Genomic DNA, 15,695 nt, shown 5'->3' on the forward strand with positions numbered 1-15,695 from the left:
AGCTCAAGCGGTAGTGGGCTTCAGCACGCTCTGGACGAACGGCACGCCCGCGGCCACCGAACCGGCAACCGTCCCGGCCATCGCAGCGGCATAGCGGCGGACATGCGCGAGACCCGGTGAAATCGAACGCGGCTCGCTCCCGAGCGCCTCGCGCTCGAACATCTCTTGCCGGAACTCGCCGTATTCGTCGAACCATTGACATAACACGCCACCGCCCGTGACGGCCGTGACCGTCATACGTGAGCCGCCCATCTTCAGCGTCACGACATCGCCTACGCAAAACTGCTCAACCGGGTCACGAGTAGCGGTCGCCATATGTACTCCGTCGCAAAGCATCAAACCGTCAAAAACGGGTGGCAATCCAATTGTGCGGTAGCGAACGGAACGGAAACACCGAAACCACTCGCTCATTCATTACCTCGCAATAACGCAGAGGTCAGAGAGAGACTAACAATAGAATTTTTATTCTACAAGTGATTTTAGGGAAAACATGGAGAAAGAATATTAAATCCAACCACCGAGATCGGGTGAATCAACCCTATCCCGGCCACGGGAAATCGACTTCCAAGTTTTTAGGGCCAGAACTACATTAAAATGCAACAATCTTACTTTTCAAATTCACGGGCATGCGCCCCGGCGCCCGCTCATGCTGGGCTTCACGAAGGCAAGGGCGAGCGGCTCGTGGCCCTCCTTGGCCCTCCTTGGCCCTCCTCATACGAACGGTATGACAGCGATATAGCGCAAGCCGTTCATTCTTTTTGATCGAGATCAATTCCGCATTGCATCATTATCGGATTCGTATAACCACAAGCCGATAAAATCACTCCGGGAAAATGAAATCGTTTTCTATTCATAGACCCTTCACCCGGCCCTTCATTCATCCTTAAATTACCGGTTCACCTCTAAATCGCCACGACCACTTCGGTAAGATAGTCGCGGCGCACCGGGCGGCCGATCGGTTTTCAGTCTTGGGCTTCAAGCGCGGCGCAGGCACGGCGCGAGCCCACGACGATCAGCTTCATCGTCGCGCGCGTAGCGCCCACGAACAGCTTGCGGGCCGCGCGCTCGTCGAATTCGTCGAAATCGACCTCGGTGAGCACCACGCACGGTGCCGACTGCCCCTTGAAGCGATAGATCGACTCGAGCAGGACGTCCCCTTCCCGATATTCCGGATTGCCGAATAGATCGTACTTGCCCGTGAAGCTGCGCAGCCGATGTGGCCCCAAGTGCTCGAGCGCCGTCAGTAGCGAGCCTTCGCGCCCCCGAAACGAGAGCACGGCGATGTCTTGCTTGCGAAACCCCAGCGAGAGCGCCTGGGTGATCGCGCGCTTGGTGGCATCGACGACGGCCTCTTCGTGCGCTCCGTCATAGGAAGTGAAGGATATCTGCGATCCGTCGAAGGGGCTGCCTGCCGTAAGCCCGGACGCGCGGGGCACGGCCGCGCCGACCTTCTCGCGCACGAACTCGAGGATGTCGCGCGGGCTGCGATAGTTCGTCGTCTCCGTCAGCACCGTCCATCCCGGCAGCGCGACGGGTTCTCGCATGTAGAGGTTTTGCAGCGGATCCTCGAGCCACCACCAGGCGCCATCAGGCTTCACGAGACGCGCGAGGGCCTCCACCCACGCCTCCTGAAAATCCTGCCCTTCGTCGACGATCAACACGTCGAACTTCCATCGCTCTCCGATCGGCGCGCTCGCGAATGCCGCCTCGAGGCGGCCGAAGACATCGGTGGCGCGAAAATCCTGCACCGCGCCGACGTCGCGCGCGACCGAATCGCAGAGCTGGTGGTAGTTCGCGATGCGCGCGCCCTCCGGCGCGACGCGCGAGATATGGTCGGCGAGCGGCCGATTGAAGCAGACGTACAGCGCGCGCTTGCCCTTTGCCGCGGCGTCTTTCATCACCTGCACGGCCAGCTGGGTCTTGCCCGAACCGGCGGTGCCGATCACCCGCAGCCGAAACGGCTTGAACTCGAGCCGGCGCGCCCAGGTCGCCAATCCGCCCGAGAGCCGCGTGACGAGCGTGCCCGCCTGCCCGACGAGCGCGCTCGTGTCGGGCGTCAAAGCCAATTCGTCGGCCAGAAAATGATGGATCTTCGCCGAGCAAGGCTGCTTCGGCTCGTCGGCCGGCAATGCCCCTAGGATGACGGACGCGAGGCGGTCCTTGCGGGTCGCATCGACGATGCTTTCGGACGGCACGCCGGCAATCGCGGCGTTTTTGACAATGTAATCGGGACAAAACAGCAGCGCTTCGATACAGTACGTGCCCGCGCCGAACGCCGCCGTGAATCGCCGATGCAGATTTTCGAGCGTCCGCGCCAGTTGAACCGAAACGTTGCGCTCGGTCTGCAGGTACACCTTGACGAGGCCTTTCGGGGTCTCGCGCAGGAAGCCCGCCTTTTGCTCGACGAGCATGACACGGCCCGCCGGGCTCACGATGACGAAGTCCGCTTCGCCGAATACGGAGAAAGCCCGATTCAGGCGTGTCCAATGCACGCCGTGATACACGGTGTAGTCATCGGGCAGCGCCGCCTCGAGCAACGCGAGCGTTTCGCGTTCGCGCTCGGCGGCGCCGGTTGCGGCTAGATTCTTCCAATCGTCGGGAATAAGGCGTGCCATGGCGGGCTGATCCTCGCTTTGACGTTTTTAATTCGGCGTATTGTACAAACCGCGCGGCCCACGCTCATGTAGAGATTGATGCCGCATTCTTCTGGAGGAACGATCAAATGCTGAAGATTTGGGGCAGAGCCAACTCGGTCAACGTACAAAAGCTGCTCTGGTGCTGCGACGAGCTGAGCCTGCCGTTCGACCGCGTCGATGCCGGCCTGCAGTTCGGCCGGGTCAACGACCCGGACTATCGGGAACTCAATCCGAACGGCCAAATCCCCACGCTCGTGGACGGCACGTTCGTCTTGTGGGAATCGAATTCGATCCTGCGCTATCTCGCGATGCAGTACGGCGCGTCGAGTTCGCTCTACCCGGCCGAACCGAAACTGCGCGCAAGCATCGACCGCTGGCTCGATTGGTCGATTTCGTCGCTGGTCCCCGCGGAACGCCCGGTGTTCCTGACGCTCGTGCGCACGCCGCCCGAGCAGCGCGACATGGAGGCGCTCGCCGCCAACGTGAAGACGCTGATCGCGCGCTGGAAGATCGTCGACGGGCACTTGCAGGGACGCTTCCACCCGGAGGGAGATCGTTTCACGATCGCCGACATCGTCCTCGGCGCATTCGCGAAACGCTGGTTCGGCGTGGAAGGGATCGATCGCCCGCCCATGCCCAGCCTCGAGCGCTGGTATCAGCGGTTGACGCAGCGGGCCGCGTTCAAGAAGCACATCGATCTGCCGCTGACCTGAGGACACGGGCAGCCGTAGAGCGTAGATCGGGCGGCGGGCGACGGACACTGACCGTTGCGCAACGCTCGGTGCTCAGCGGTCAACGGCGCAACCCGGAGATCACGACTGCCTGCGGCGCTCTTCGGCGCGCGCGAGCAACGTGTCGAGCAGTTGCAATTGCACGGGCTTGGTCAGATGCTGGTCGAAGCCCTCGCCGAGCGAGCGCGCAACATCGCTTTCCTGACCGAACCCCGTCATCGCCGCAAAGCAGGCGCCGCTCAGCGCCTTCGTTCGCTTCAACTGACGCAGTACGGCGAAGCCGTCGGCACCCGGCATCGCGATATCGATGAGGGCAACGTCGATCCGTTCGGCGCGTTCGGCGGCATCGAGCGCCTGCGCGCCGCTGTAGGCCACCTGCACGCGATGCCCCTTCATGCGCAGCAGCATCGCCATGCTGTCGGCGGAGTCGCAGTTGTCGTCGACCACGAGCACCGCGAGCGTTCCGAGATCGTTACGCTCGCGCGTTTGCCCGGTCATGCCTTCGTCGTTCGCGGCGTCTTGCACCGCGAACAGCGGCAGCCTCACCGTGAACGTCGCCCCGCGCCCGAGGCCTTCGCTCGACGCCTCGACCGAGCCGCCGTGCATCTCCACGAGCCAGCGGCACAGCGTAAGGCCGATTCCAAGGCCGCTCTCCTTGCGCTCGAACCGGTTGTCGGCCTGCACGAACAGATCGAAGATCGAATCGATGGCCACGGCATCGATGCCGCAGCCGTCGTCCGATACGCGCACGCGCGCGAATGTGCCGACCTTGTCGATTTCGATGCCGATCCGCCCGCCGTGCTCGGAGAACTTCGATGCATTGTTGAGCAGACCCTGCACGACTTGCACGAGCCGCGTTCCGTCGCCGTTCACGACGATGCCCGTCTGCGGCACATGCACTTCGATCGCTTGCTGGCGCGAAACCACATGCGGACGAATCATCTCGATCGCGCGCACGACGATATCCGACAGCTCCACGGGCTCGAGGCGCAGCGCCACTTTTCTAGTGGTGACGCGGCCGGCGTCGAGCAAATCGTCGACGAGACGCGTCAAATGGGAAATCTGGCGATCGATCATGTCGCGGCACTGCCGCAGCGTCGGGCTGACGAGCGGCTCCAGCATCATCACGCTGAGCGCATTGCTGACAGGCGCCAGCGGGTTGCGCAACTCGTGAGCGAGGGTCGCCAAGAACTCGTTCATGTGCTGGCTCGCGGCTTCGAGTTCGCGTAGCCGCTTACGCTCCGTCATGTCGCGCGTGACTTTCGCGAAGCCGCGCAGCCGCCGGCCGTCGTCGCCCGATGCGTAGACGGCCGTGATCACGACGTTGGCCCAGAACATCGTGCCGTCCTTGCGCACGCGCCAGCCCTCGTCCTCGACGCGGCCCGTTCGCGCGGCCGTGGCGAGTTCGGCCTCGGGCGTGCCCTTGGCGACGTCGTCAGGGGGATAGAACATCGAGAAGTGCTGCCCGAGCACCTCTTGCGCGGCGTAACCCTTGATCTTCTCGGCACCGCTGTTCCAGCTGATGATGCAGCCGTCGGTATCGAGCAAGTAAATGGCGTAGTCCTGAACCGACTCGAGCAGGATGCGGAGCCGTTCTTCAGACGTGACCACCGGTTCGGGGGGCGGCGGCGAGAAAGTGTGACTGTCGCTGGCGAAGCTATCCGGACGCATGACGGCGGCGTATGTTCTTTGGAAAAATGCGACAGAGGATTGCCGCTGGAAACCCACCAAAGCACAACGCATGCCTACCGCATCGAAACGCCCGCGCGAGCGAGCGCGGGGCTTCACCGGCGCAGGCCGCGCGAAGCGGGCGCCGTCGACTTAACTCATTCGAGCGAAGCATCGCACCACTGCCTATCGTTGCGAGAGCAACTTTGACAGTGGCTTTTGCAAAAACTGCCGCGCGCCCGGGACGCGCCTCACCGCTAGCCGATGGCCCGCGCCGCCACGGCGTCCGCGAGCAGCGACACGATCTGCTCCGGCTCCGCAGGCTTTCTCATGAAGTGGTGAAAGCCCTCGCCGATACTGCGCAGGCGGTAGGCGTCGTCGGCATGCCCCGTCAGCGCGAGCGCCACCGCGGGCGATCGATCGTTGCGGATTTCGTCGTCCCTTAGCCGCTGGATCAGGTAAAAACCGTCCATGGCCGGCAAGTCCAGGTCGCACACGACGGCATCGGGCGCCAATTGCAGCACGGCTTCCACGCCTTCCTCGGCATCGGCGGCGGCCACGACGCGCGCGCCCTCCGCTTCGAGCATCATTGCAAGCGACTCTCTGCTGGACGGGTCGTCTTCGACGACGACCACGGTCACTTGTTCGAGTCTCATCAGTCCGTTCATACCCGTTGTTGTCGCTATCGATACATACGCCAGCCCCTCGGACCGTTTCACCCTCGCAGAAGTTGCATGCGAGCCGTCAAACGCTACCGGTGCACATCGTTCGACATGCAAGAACCGGAGACGGGGCGGACGATACCACGCCGTTAAGTTACGACGATGACGATCGCGATGCGAGTCGCCGGCACCCGAACCGACGCGGATGGCGCGTATGGGTGGTGAATTGTCCGAGATGGCCGTGGCGCCGGCTCGCCATTCCCCCCTCGCCGCCCCGGCCGCGCAAAAAGCAAGGGATTGACGCCGCTCGCGGCTCGTATATGCTGAAAACACGGCTTTGCGCGTCTTGCGTGCAATGCAGATGTTTGCATGCCGTGAAAGCAAACCGGTAAGACGCAAGCAAGGCCTCGTGGCGTTTGCATGCGCGCATCGTTTCATCCGCGCGCGGTGCAGCCCACACGTTCACGTCGCCAATCGAGTGTCATCGTGAAAGTCCAAGGCCATTTGTCGTACCGTTGCATACGCCGGCGCAATCTCCCCGCCACGCGCGCCCATCTTGCCGCACAACGCGACGACGTCGCGTCGCTGTTGCCCTAGCGCCTCCCGCCCGGTATCGCCCCTTGCCGTTTCGTCGCACGAACGATGCACCGCCCGGCACATCGTGTGTGCTTCGAGCACGTCCAAATCATTAGGAATCCGAAATAAATTAGAAAAAAGTAAAGCCGATCGTCGATGTCGCAGCCGCGGTCCGGCCTTACACAGGGAGAGCGTCATGCAAGAGATCGACGAATTTCTTAGACATCACAACATTACCGAGATCGAAGCGATCATTCCCGACATGGCCGGCATCGCGCGCGGCAAGATCATTCCGCGCAGCAAGTTCGAATCGGGCGAATCGATGCGCCTACCGCAAGCGGTGATGGTTCAGACCGTCACCGGCGAGTATCCATCGGATGGCAGCCTCACGGGCGTCACCGACCCGGACATGATCTGCGTCCCGGATGCTTCGACGATGCGTCTCATTCCCTGGGCCGTCGATCCCACCGCGCAAGTCATTCACGATTGCGTGCATTTCGACGGCACGCCGGTGCAGATCTCGCCACGCTACGTGCTACGGCGCATTCTCGAGCAGTATCGCGCACGCGGCTGGCGGCCCATCGTGGCGCCGGAACTCGAGTTCTATCTCGTCGATATGAACAAAGACCCCGATCTCCCGCTACGTCCTCCCGTGGGCCGCACGGGCCGCGCCGAAACGGGACGGCAGGCTTATTCGATCGAAGCCGTCAACGAATTCGACCCGCTGTTCGAAGACATCTACGAGTACTGCGACGTACAAGGCCTCGAAGTCGACACGCTGATTCATGAGGTGGGCGCAGGGCAAATGGAAATCAACTTTCTGCACGGCGATCCGCTCGAACTCGCCGATCGCGTCTTCTTGTTCAAGCGCACGGTGCGCGAAACGGCGCTGCGCCATCAAATGTACGCGACGTTCATGGCCAAACCGATGGAACACGAACCCGGTTCGGCCATGCACATTCATCAAAGCCTGAGCGACATCGCAACGAACCGCAATCTGTTCACCGCGGCCGACGGCTCGCCGTCACCGCTGTTTCATTCGTACATTGCCGGCTTGCAGAAGTACACCCCGGCACTGATGCCGATCTTTGCGCCGTACATCAACTCGTATCGGCGCCTGTCGCGCTTCATGGCCGCACCGATCAACGTGCAATGGGGTTATGACAATCGCACGGTAGGGTTCCGCATTCCGCATTCGGCCGCCGCAATGAGGCGTGTGGAGAACCGCATCCCCGGCGTCGATTGCAACCCGTACCTCGCGATCGCGGCCACGCTCGCGGCAGGCTATCTGGGGATGACGAAAAACCTGGCACCGACCGAGCCATTGAGCTCCGACGGTTATGCACTGCCCTACCAGCTGCCGCGCAACCTCGAGGAAGCCCTGACACTGATGGGCGCCTGCGAGCCGCTCGCCGAGCTATTCGGCCATCCGTTCGTGAAGGCCTACCTAGTGTTGAAGGAAACCGAATACGAAGCATTCTTCCGCGTCATCAGCTCATGGGAGCGCAAGCATCTGCTGCTCAATGTTTGAGTTCGAGGGGCGATGGGTGCGCATCGGCGTGCGCGCCCGCGGTAGATCGACGGCCCAACGCCTAACTCGCTCTATTGCGCGAACGCGTCCTCGTTCTCACCAGCTTGTGCATCGGAATCGTTCCGCAAATCGAATTCAAAAGACTGGAACAACTGGAAGCGTCGCTCGGTGCTCGTGCAAACCGTTCCTTCGGCCGCCCTCATCGCCGCCGCATCGAACGTGGTGTTTCCGCTCGACTCCATCACCGTCAATTGCTTGACGATGTTCGGCGGCCAGATGGTGATGCGAACGATGACCGTGCCTGTCTGATGAAGCTTCCGCGCTTCGCTCGGATATTTCGGAAGCGGGATATCGCAGGTGATCTGCTGGCCCCCTACGGTCTTCGTGACCACTCGCGTGTGGGGCGGCGTCGCGGCGGGTGCAACGGGCGTTGCGGGTGTCCCAGGTGTTGCCGGTGCGGCAAGCGAAGGCGCTGTCTGAGCAACTGTGGCCGGGGCCGTTTGCGCATGCGAAGGCGCAAGCGGAGGAGACATGGCCAGCGATGCGCAAACGGCCTCGCGTACGCCGTGCCGCAGTTCGATGGGGCACTGGCTGGACCCTACAGGAGAGGGTTGAACGCTTTCGCCGGTGCTCGCCGATTCGGATGATTGAACGGTATTGTTGGGACTGGCCGGCTCAGAAGACCGAACACTCCTATTAGGTCTCGTCGATTCCGAAGACTGAATATCTCGATTCGAAGAGATAGCGGGATCGATGAACGTCGTCCTTTCGAGCTGCGACTTTCCTTCCGCCTCGCTCACTTGCTCGATCTTCGAGCAAGTGAGGCCCGGAGAAATGGAAAAGTAATCGGCCTGATTCTTTTCGGCGACAAACGATTTGGTGTCCTCCTTCCAGGTGGGGGACCAACCACCGAAACATTTCACGGTAACTGTGTGCTGTCCAGCCGGGATCGGGAAGCGCGTGTTTTCTCCCGAGCGGATGCTGAAGACGTCCTTGCCGTCGAATGCAACATAATCGCTGTTCGCCATACCGATCACATTGGTGGGTCTCACAACGACCAATGTCGAGGATGCGGTGCCGTCCGCGATTTTGGGCAAATCACCAATGCGGCCCGCGCTGGCGCAGCCCGCGAGAATCAGTGATCCGATGATGCACGCTGTCTTTTTCATATTCTCTTGATTGATTTAGGCTTAATCGACGTGCGCTCGATGTATCGGCGGCCGACACGCATACGTGCTTTTAACGGCATCGATGCGAGAGTCTTGAACGCCTTCGATGCGGCACCGAAGCGGTGTGCGCGCGACCTGCGGCGGCCGGCCCGCTACGAACCGCCGCAAGCGCGATAGGGCATTTCAATTGGCATCGCAGCCAACATCGTCTTAAATAGCGAGAGGCGCGCGCGGCACACCTCATCTCCGCGCCCCTCCCCTCGGAGATTGATATGACGCAACCGAACGTGGACGACCTGGTGCAATCGATCGCGAATGACACCGGCGCCCCGCGCGAAACCGTATCGGCAATGGTTTCGCAGATCTGGCAAGCGTTCAGCGATGGCGCTCAGATCACCGACTACCTCGCCGTGCTCGTCACCAAACGCGTGCGCGAAGACCTGCTCAATCAAAGCCGGCGGAACCGCCACTAGCCGGCGGAACGGCTAAGATTCGATTCTTCAGACCTAATCATGCGAAGGCGTGCCGCTCCGGCGCACGCCTTCGTGCTTTTCATGCCCCGCGTGCAACGTGCTGCTCGCGCGCCGTAGCCGTAGAGCGGCGTAGTGCTTCCTCGTAGCGCGGCGTCCCACCTGCCGATACGGCATCGATACGTGCCGTGTCCTGCTTATCTACGCTCGAACGTCTGCTTCAAGACTTGCACTGCATTCCGGCTTCAATCGCTACATCAGCCTCTTCTCGAATAGATTCAATGAATACGACATCGAAATAGACTGAACGGTCTGTTTTATTTTTGAGTCAAGCAAACCTAAACCGCCCGATTTTCATCGCATCGGCACTTCCCTCCGATTTCTTTTCATTTCTCCAAGGGCAAAATCGCCGAACCGCCACGAGGGCTACTACTAGGACACGTATTTCACGATGCTGGGCCTGCAGGAATCGAAGCATGAGGATCTCGTCGACGACTTCGCCTACGAGGTCGACCCATTCGGGCACATCCCCAACGGCAACCGCACCGACTATCTCAGCCGCTCGCAGCCGCCGTTCTTCGCCCTCATGGTTCAGGTCGCGGCCAACGCCGAAGGCGAGCGTGCCTATCAGAAGTAGCCGCGCAACTTCATCGCCACGTCGGTGCGAGCCGCCCTAGCGGGTCGTGGCGTCACAGTAATCCCGACTGATATTTCCGCGCGACCGCCCCTCGAGAAAAAAGCGATATCTATGCTCGAGCGCGGTGGTTTCGTATCCTCGCCTCCCAGCTTCAAATCGCTCAGTCCGACGCTCAGCCGCGAATCGCAACCGTTGGCGCGTGTGCGAACCACCCGTTCTTGTAACTACAAATATAGGTTGCGCTCTATTTTTTTGTAACTACAATAACCTACGAAACGACCTTCGATCCCGCCAAAAGCGAGGCCAACTGGCGAAAGCACGGCGTATCGCTCAGGCTTGCGGCATCGATCGACTGGTCGGAGGTCTGGTCCGCACCGGGCGGCCGGCGCGATTACGGCGAGCTGCGCGAGGTCGGCTATGCGCAAATCGAAGGTTATCTGTACTGCACCGTGTTTACGCAGCGCGGCAACACATTCCGAGTCATTAGCCTGCGCAGGGCAAATTCGCGAGAGGTCAAACGCTATGTCGAACAAACCGAAGCTGCACATACCGACGCCTGAAGAAGACGCTGCGATCCAGCGCGGCATCGACGCCGATCCGGACACATTCGTACCGTCGGATGCGCAGTTCGCGCAAATGAAGCGACGCGGCGGAAGGCCCAAGCTCGAACATCCGAAGATAGCGATGACTGTCCGTTACGACGCCGACATCATCGAGCGGTTCAGAACGACCGGCGAAGGCTGGCAAACTCGGATGAACAACGCCCTGCGCGAATGGCTCGATACGCACAGCCCCGCGTAATGCGATGTCAATCGGCAAGCGGGTTACGAGTAACTAGCACTCGGCCCGCTCAGCCGCAGCCGATCTCCATCAAGCAAGCCGCGCACACCCGCGCGGTGTATTGCCGCAGTTCGACGAACTTGCCGCATCGGCCTCGTGCTGCAGCGCATCGATTTTTCGCTTTGCCGTCAGCGCGTTAACACGTGTCGATACGGTAAATTGCCGCACCTTTCGCCCGCGCGGCCCCTCTCGCGCGGTGCAGCATTTTCTCCCTCGCTGATCTACGCTTGCGGCTAGCTGCTCATGCAGTGCGCGTCGACAAGAGCCGGCGCGCGTCGCTCGTCTTGTCAACGGTATTTCGCCATGGAATCGTCATCGTTCAGCGCCCTCGACCTCGCGCGCATCCAGTTCGCTTTCACCATTTCGTTTCATATCGTCTTCCCCGCACTCAGCATCGGCCTGGCGAGTTTTATCGCCGTGCTCGAATGGCGCTGGCTCAAAACCGGCAAAGCCTATTACAAGGACTTGTGCCTGTTCTGGTCGAAGATCTTCGCCGTCGCATTCGGCATGGGCGTCGTATCGGGCGTGGTCATGGCCTATGAGTTCGGCACGAATTGGGCCGGCTTCTCGAAGTTCGCGGGGCCGATCACCGGCGCACTGCTGACCTACGAGGTCATGACCGCCTTCTTTCTCGAGGCGGGCTTCCTCGGCATCATGCTCTTCGGCTGGAATCGCGTGGGACCGCGCGCGCACTTCGCCGCCACGCTGACCGTCGCCATCGGCACGCTGATGTCGGCGTTCTGGATTCTCGCGTCGAACAGTTGGATGCAGACGCCTCAAGGCTTCACGATCGCCGACGGTCACGTCGTCCCCGTCGATTGGTTCAAGATCGTCTTCAACCCGTCGTTCCCCTACCGCCTCGTGCATATGACGCTGGCTGCATTCCTCGTGGCCGCGCTGGCCGTTGCCGCAACCGGAGCGTGGCATTTGTTGAAGGGCCGCCGCGATCCCGCGGTCAAGAAGATGTTCTCGATGGCCCTATGGCTGCTGCTCGCGCTTGCCCCGCTGCAGGCATTCGTCGGCGACCAGCACGGTCTGAACACGCTGCGCTATCAGCCGGCCAAAATCGCCGCGATCGAAGGCCTGTGGAACACCGAAACGAACGGCACCGCGCTCAACCTATTCGGCGTGCCCGACATGCAAGCCGAAACGACCCGCTATGCGCTGCCCGTGCCGCATCTGGGTTCGCTGCTGCTCACGCATACGTGGGACGGCGAGATTCGCGGCTTGAAGTCGTTCCCGCGCGAAGAGCGCCCGAACTCCACCGTCGTCTTCTGGAGCTTCCGCGTGATGGTCGGCCTGGGCATGCTGATGATCGCGCTGGCCGTAGCGGCTTGGCGCCTCGAACGACGCGGCCGGCTCTACGAAACGCGATGGTTTCATCGTTTCGCACTCCTAATGGGTCCGAGCGGCTTCGTCACGCTGCTGGCCGGCTGGGTCACGACCGAAGTCGGCCGCCAGCCTTGGGTCGTCTACGGCGTCATGCGCACGTCGCAGGCCATCTCGCCGCTCTCGGCGCAGCAAGTGGGCCTCTCGCTCATGACGTTCGTCGTCGTGTACTTCCTCGTGTTCGGCACCGGCATCTACTACATGCTCAAGCTCATGCATGCGGGCCCGCACATCACCCGGGACGGCGACGACGACACACGCGAAGCCCACCCGGGCGAACGGCGAGCGCTCGCCTTCACGGCCTGATGTGACGCCCGAGAGAGCGCCAATGCCAATGCCAACGCCACGCGTCGAAATCTGAACACCGAATTTTCGCCATTCGAGGATTTACCATGGATGTCACCGTCGTCTGGGCCGCGATCATCGCGCTCGGCCTGCTGTTTTACGTCGTGCTCGACGGCTTCGATCTCGGCATCGGAATCGTCTTCCCGCTCTTTCCCGACACGCGCGAACGCGATCTCATGATGAGTACCGTCGCCCCGGTCTGGGACGGCAACGAAACCTGGCTCGTGCTCGGCGGCGCCGCATTGTTCGGCGCGTTTCCGCTCGTCTACGCCACCGTGCTGTCGGCGCTCTATCTGCCGCTCGTCGCGATGCTCGCGTGCTTGATCTTGCGCGGCGTTTCGTTCGAGATTCGCGGCAAGGCCTCACGCACGAAGCACTTGTGGGACCTCGCGTTCATCGGCGGCTCCAGCGGCGCGGCGTTCTTTCAAGGCATCTCGCTCGGCGCATTCGTGCAGGGCATTCCACTCGCCAACGGCGAGTTCGCGGGCGACGCATTCGGCTGGCTCACGCCGTTCACGCTGCTCACGGGCCTGGGTGTGGTCGCCACCTATGCACTGCTCGGATGCTGCTGGCTCGTCGCGAAGACCGAAGACGATTTGCAACGCCGCCTGCATCGGCTCGTATGGCCGCTCACGCTCCTGCTGATCGCCTTCATCGTCGCCGTCAGCATTTGGACGCCGCTGCAAGAACCCGAGGTGGCCGCACGCTGGTTCAGCGCCCAATGGTTCCACCGCATGCTGCCTGCGCCTTTCCTCGTCGCGATCTGCGCCTATCTGATGCGGCGCGCGGCGCATGATCGTCACCACACGCGCCCGTTCATCCTGGCGATGAGCTTCGTCGTGCTCGGCTATGCGGGACTGCTGGCGACGTTATGGCCGTACGCGATTCCCTCGTCCGTCACGCTCTGGCAAGCGGCCGCGCCGGAGCACAGCCTCACGTTCACCCTGACGGGCGCCGTCATCATCTTGCCGATCATCATGGCCTACACGATGCTCGGTTACTGGGTTTTCCGCGGGAAGGTGCGCCATGGCGAGCATCACTATCATTAAGCGGCGCGGCGCCTTGCCGCGCTGGGTGTGGTTCATCGCGCTCTGGTGCGTCGGTGTCGGCAGCGCCGTGCTGCTCGGCGAAGCGTTCAAGCTATTGATGAACGCGACACTGTTCGCCGTCTCGAAGTGAGGGCGGACGAGGATTCGTCCGCGGAGGGCATGCTTCAGCGCGCCGATGCCGACGGCAACGGCATCTCTGTGGAGCGGGTGCCCTGCTCGCTCGTTTGCGGCTCGCCGGATTCATCGACGAGCCCCATCAGCCGCGCAAGCACCGGCCATTTGACGAGCGCGTCCTCGTAGGCGAGACGCGCCTGCTCGTCGAAGTACTGGCGTGGATCGACCTCGGGCACGTGGCGCGCGAGACCGCCGATATCGTTGATGGGCCAGCCGGGGCCGCCGGACTCGTCGATCGTCATTTCTGATCCACCCATACGCCGTCGGGCGTCTTCACAGCATAACCGCTGGCGGTCTTCATCGTCACGGTACCCTCGTTTTCGCCGACCATCTGCGTCTCGGGCAACCCGGCCGCGTACTGCGACAGCGACACGCCAGGCTTGAAAGGACTATTCGACACCAAGTTCGACAGCAATTGCGCCAGCGCGAGGAAACTCGTCGGCTTATCGATGACGGTGGTCGGACCATGCGTGCCAAGGAACCCCACGAGCCGCACACCCACCGGCCCGTGAATGATGTGCGGGGTCGGAATTTCACGCAGGCCCGAGACCTGGTTCGCATCGCCACGCAACGCCGCGCCATGCTCGGGTACGAAGACGATAACGGCGCGCCGGCCCGATTTCGCGATCAAGTCGGACAGTTGATCGACTTCGTTCATCAACGTGTTGACGCGATACGGATAGGACTCGAGGCTCGACAACTGCTCCTTGCCGATGACGCGGGCGCCGTCATGCAGGCTGATGGTGTTGTAGTAAAGCGCGACGGGCCCCGGCGTTTGCGCGCGCTTCGCGTACCAGTTCGCCCACGTCGAATAATCGTCATGGACATTCGATCCATCGAACGCATGCTGCGAGACGGTCGCATTGTCATTCGACTCGACGGTGATATTGGGAATGTTCGAGTTGGTTTTGACCAGGTCCAGGAAGTTGTCGAAGTGCCCGTCGTGATTCAACAAGATCTGCGGCGTGAAGCCGGCGCGGGCGAGATCGCTCATCAGGTAGCACTGCTGCGGCGCCGGCTTGTAGAGATCCGCGTGCGCCTCTTGCCCGCAGCTTGCACGCAGCACGCGAACCGCGGCGGGACCGCTGTAGCTCGCCGCCGTGCTGAAGTTCGTCAGCAAATAGTCGAAGTGGCTCAGCATCGGATTGTTGCGGGCCTTGACGTAGTCGAGATCGTCCCACGACAGCGAGCAGATATGAATGATGATGACGTCGAACTGCTCGCTGGGATTGCTGCTGAGCTTGCCGAACGTGACTTGGCGTTGCGACTCCGAGGTGCGGAACGCGGCCAGCGCGGCGTTGTGATCGAGCGGCTGCTCGACCACGGCGGTATTGGGACCGCTGCTCGCACGCGCGGTCTGCGCGGCCGTGATCGCAAGGCTGGCGGTATGCCATATCGGTAACGCGACGAGCGCGACGACGACGAGCGTCGTCACGCGCAGCCAACGGTTGACGAGCCAGTGGCCGACGATCACAGCAAGGGCCACGGCGATCAGCATCGGCGGAATGAAGCGCCCCGCCAGCTCGAGCCAGTAGCCGGGCGTGAACGATGCGAGCGCCCCTGCCTCCTCGATCACGCGCGAGAACGGCGGCACGATGGCTTCGTAATAGAGCAGCGGCAGGCCGATGCCGAGCCCCACGACGAACCGAACGAAGCGCCAGCCGCGCTGCCGGATCGGGCTCGACAGCGCGAGCGCGGCAATGAACGCGATATTGGCGATCCAGACCGGTTTCAGATGCCCCGCTTCGAACAGGTACAACTTAAGGATGAAATAGAGATTCCAAAAACTCATGAAATTTTTCCCGGCTTCCCGCTTCC

The 15,695-nt window shown here is 61.8% G+C and carries 15 protein-coding genes and 1 pseudogene; 9 read left to right on the plus strand and 7 right to left on the minus strand.

Annotation, left to right across the window (positions count from 1 at the left end):
• Window positions 1-3 precede the first annotated feature (3 nt).
• Together DWV00_RS10165 and DWV00_RS10170 are read right to left on the minus strand one after the other, a co-directional pair.
• The gene (locus DWV00_RS10165; protein ID WP_115533458.1) at window positions 4-315 is read right to left on the minus strand and encodes a YodC family protein; all 312 of its coding nucleotides are present in this window, start codon (window positions 313-315) and stop codon (window positions 4-6) included.
• A gap of 647 nt (window positions 316-962) precedes the next feature.
• Window positions 963-2,615, minus strand: a complete 1,653-nt coding sequence (locus DWV00_RS10170; protein ID WP_115533459.1) for an ATP-binding domain-containing protein — start codon at window positions 2,613-2,615, stop codon at window positions 963-965.
• 107 nt (window positions 2,616-2,722) lie between these two features.
• On the opposite strand from DWV00_RS10170, the gene DWV00_RS10175 reads away from it, so the two are divergent.
• Window positions 2,723-3,349, plus strand: coding sequence for a glutathione S-transferase family protein (locus DWV00_RS10175; RefSeq protein WP_115533460.1), 627 nt, complete (start codon window positions 2,723-2,725; stop codon window positions 3,347-3,349).
• A 99-nt stretch (window positions 3,350-3,448) separates the two neighbouring features.
• Here the strand turns inward: DWV00_RS10175 and DWV00_RS10180 are convergent, their stop codons facing one another.
• The gene (locus DWV00_RS10180) at window positions 3,449-5,038 is read right to left on the minus strand and encodes a PAS domain-containing hybrid sensor histidine kinase/response regulator (protein ID WP_181885417.1); all 1,590 of its coding nucleotides are present in this window, start codon (window positions 5,036-5,038) and stop codon (window positions 3,449-3,451) included.
• Between the two features lie 254 nt (window positions 5,039-5,292).
• Window positions 5,293-5,703, minus strand: coding sequence for a response regulator (locus tag DWV00_RS10185; protein WP_115533462.1), 411 nt, complete (start codon window positions 5,701-5,703; stop codon window positions 5,293-5,295).
• A gap of 766 nt (window positions 5,704-6,469) precedes the next feature.
• On the opposite strand from DWV00_RS10185, the gene DWV00_RS10195 reads away from it, so the two are divergent.
• Window positions 6,470-7,804: a glutamine synthetase family protein gene (locus tag DWV00_RS10195; protein WP_115533464.1), complete on the plus strand. Its 1,335-nt coding sequence runs from the start codon at window positions 6,470-6,472 to the stop codon at window positions 7,802-7,804.
• 71 nt (window positions 7,805-7,875) lie between these two features.
• Here the strand turns inward: DWV00_RS10195 and DWV00_RS10200 are convergent, their stop codons facing one another.
• Window positions 7,876-8,337, minus strand: coding sequence for an energy transducer TonB (locus DWV00_RS10200; protein WP_147297866.1), 462 nt, complete (start codon window positions 8,335-8,337; stop codon window positions 7,876-7,878).
• Between the two features lie 908 nt (window positions 8,338-9,245).
• On the opposite strand from DWV00_RS10200, the gene DWV00_RS10205 reads away from it, so the two are divergent.
• From DWV00_RS10205 to DWV00_RS33985, 7 genes and pseudogenes are all read left to right on the plus strand, one after another.
• Window positions 9,246-9,446, plus strand: a complete 201-nt coding sequence (locus tag DWV00_RS10205; protein WP_115533466.1) for a DUF3562 domain-containing protein — start codon at window positions 9,246-9,248, stop codon at window positions 9,444-9,446.
• A 418-nt stretch (window positions 9,447-9,864) separates the two neighbouring features.
• Window positions 9,865-10,077 (plus strand): annotated as a pseudogene (locus tag DWV00_RS10210) (trehalase family glycosidase); the annotation flags it as partial.
• 266 nt (window positions 10,078-10,343) lie between these two features.
• Window positions 10,344-10,640 (plus strand): BrnT family toxin, encoded by a 297-nt coding sequence (locus DWV00_RS10215; RefSeq protein ID WP_115533468.1) that lies wholly within the window; start codon window positions 10,344-10,346, stop codon window positions 10,638-10,640.
• The gene (locus DWV00_RS10220) at window positions 10,603-10,881 is read left to right on the plus strand and encodes a BrnA antitoxin family protein (RefSeq protein WP_115533469.1); all 279 of its coding nucleotides are present in this window, start codon (window positions 10,603-10,605) and stop codon (window positions 10,879-10,881) included. Before DWV00_RS10215 ends, DWV00_RS10220 begins: the two co-directional genes overlap by 38 nt.
• A 342-nt stretch (window positions 10,882-11,223) precedes the next feature.
• Window positions 11,224-12,615: a cytochrome ubiquinol oxidase subunit I gene (locus DWV00_RS10225; RefSeq protein ID WP_115533470.1), complete on the plus strand. Its 1,392-nt coding sequence runs from the start codon at window positions 11,224-11,226 to the stop codon at window positions 12,613-12,615.
• 86 nt (window positions 12,616-12,701) lie between these two features.
• Window positions 12,702-13,703, plus strand: coding sequence for a cytochrome d ubiquinol oxidase subunit II (gene cydB / locus DWV00_RS10230; protein WP_115533471.1), 1,002 nt, complete (start codon window positions 12,702-12,704; stop codon window positions 13,701-13,703).
• A complete protein-coding gene (locus DWV00_RS33985) occupies window positions 13,681-13,833 on the plus strand; it encodes a hypothetical protein (protein WP_181885418.1) in 153 nt (50 codons plus the stop codon). The genes cydB and DWV00_RS33985 overlap by 23 nt, the downstream gene beginning before the upstream one ends.
• Before the next feature lie 34 nt (window positions 13,834-13,867).
• On the opposite strand, the gene DWV00_RS10235 is transcribed toward DWV00_RS33985, so the two are convergent.
• Window positions 13,868-14,134: a hypothetical protein gene (locus tag DWV00_RS10235; protein ID WP_245964814.1), complete on the minus strand. Its 267-nt coding sequence runs from the start codon at window positions 14,132-14,134 to the stop codon at window positions 13,868-13,870.
• Window positions 14,116-15,669 carry a cellulose biosynthesis protein BcsG gene (bcsG, locus tag DWV00_RS10240; RefSeq protein ID WP_115533869.1) on the minus strand — a complete coding sequence of 518 codons (1,554 nt, stop codon included), beginning with the start codon at window positions 15,667-15,669 and terminating at the stop codon, window positions 14,116-14,118. The genes DWV00_RS10235 and bcsG overlap by 19 nt, the downstream gene beginning before the upstream one ends.
• Window positions 15,670-15,695: the final 26 nt, after the last annotated feature.

The sequence above is a fragment of the Trinickia dinghuensis genome, from assembly GCF_003367175.1.
In the GTDB taxonomy this organism is placed as follows: domain Bacteria; phylum Pseudomonadota; class Gammaproteobacteria; order Burkholderiales; family Burkholderiaceae; genus Trinickia; species Trinickia dinghuensis.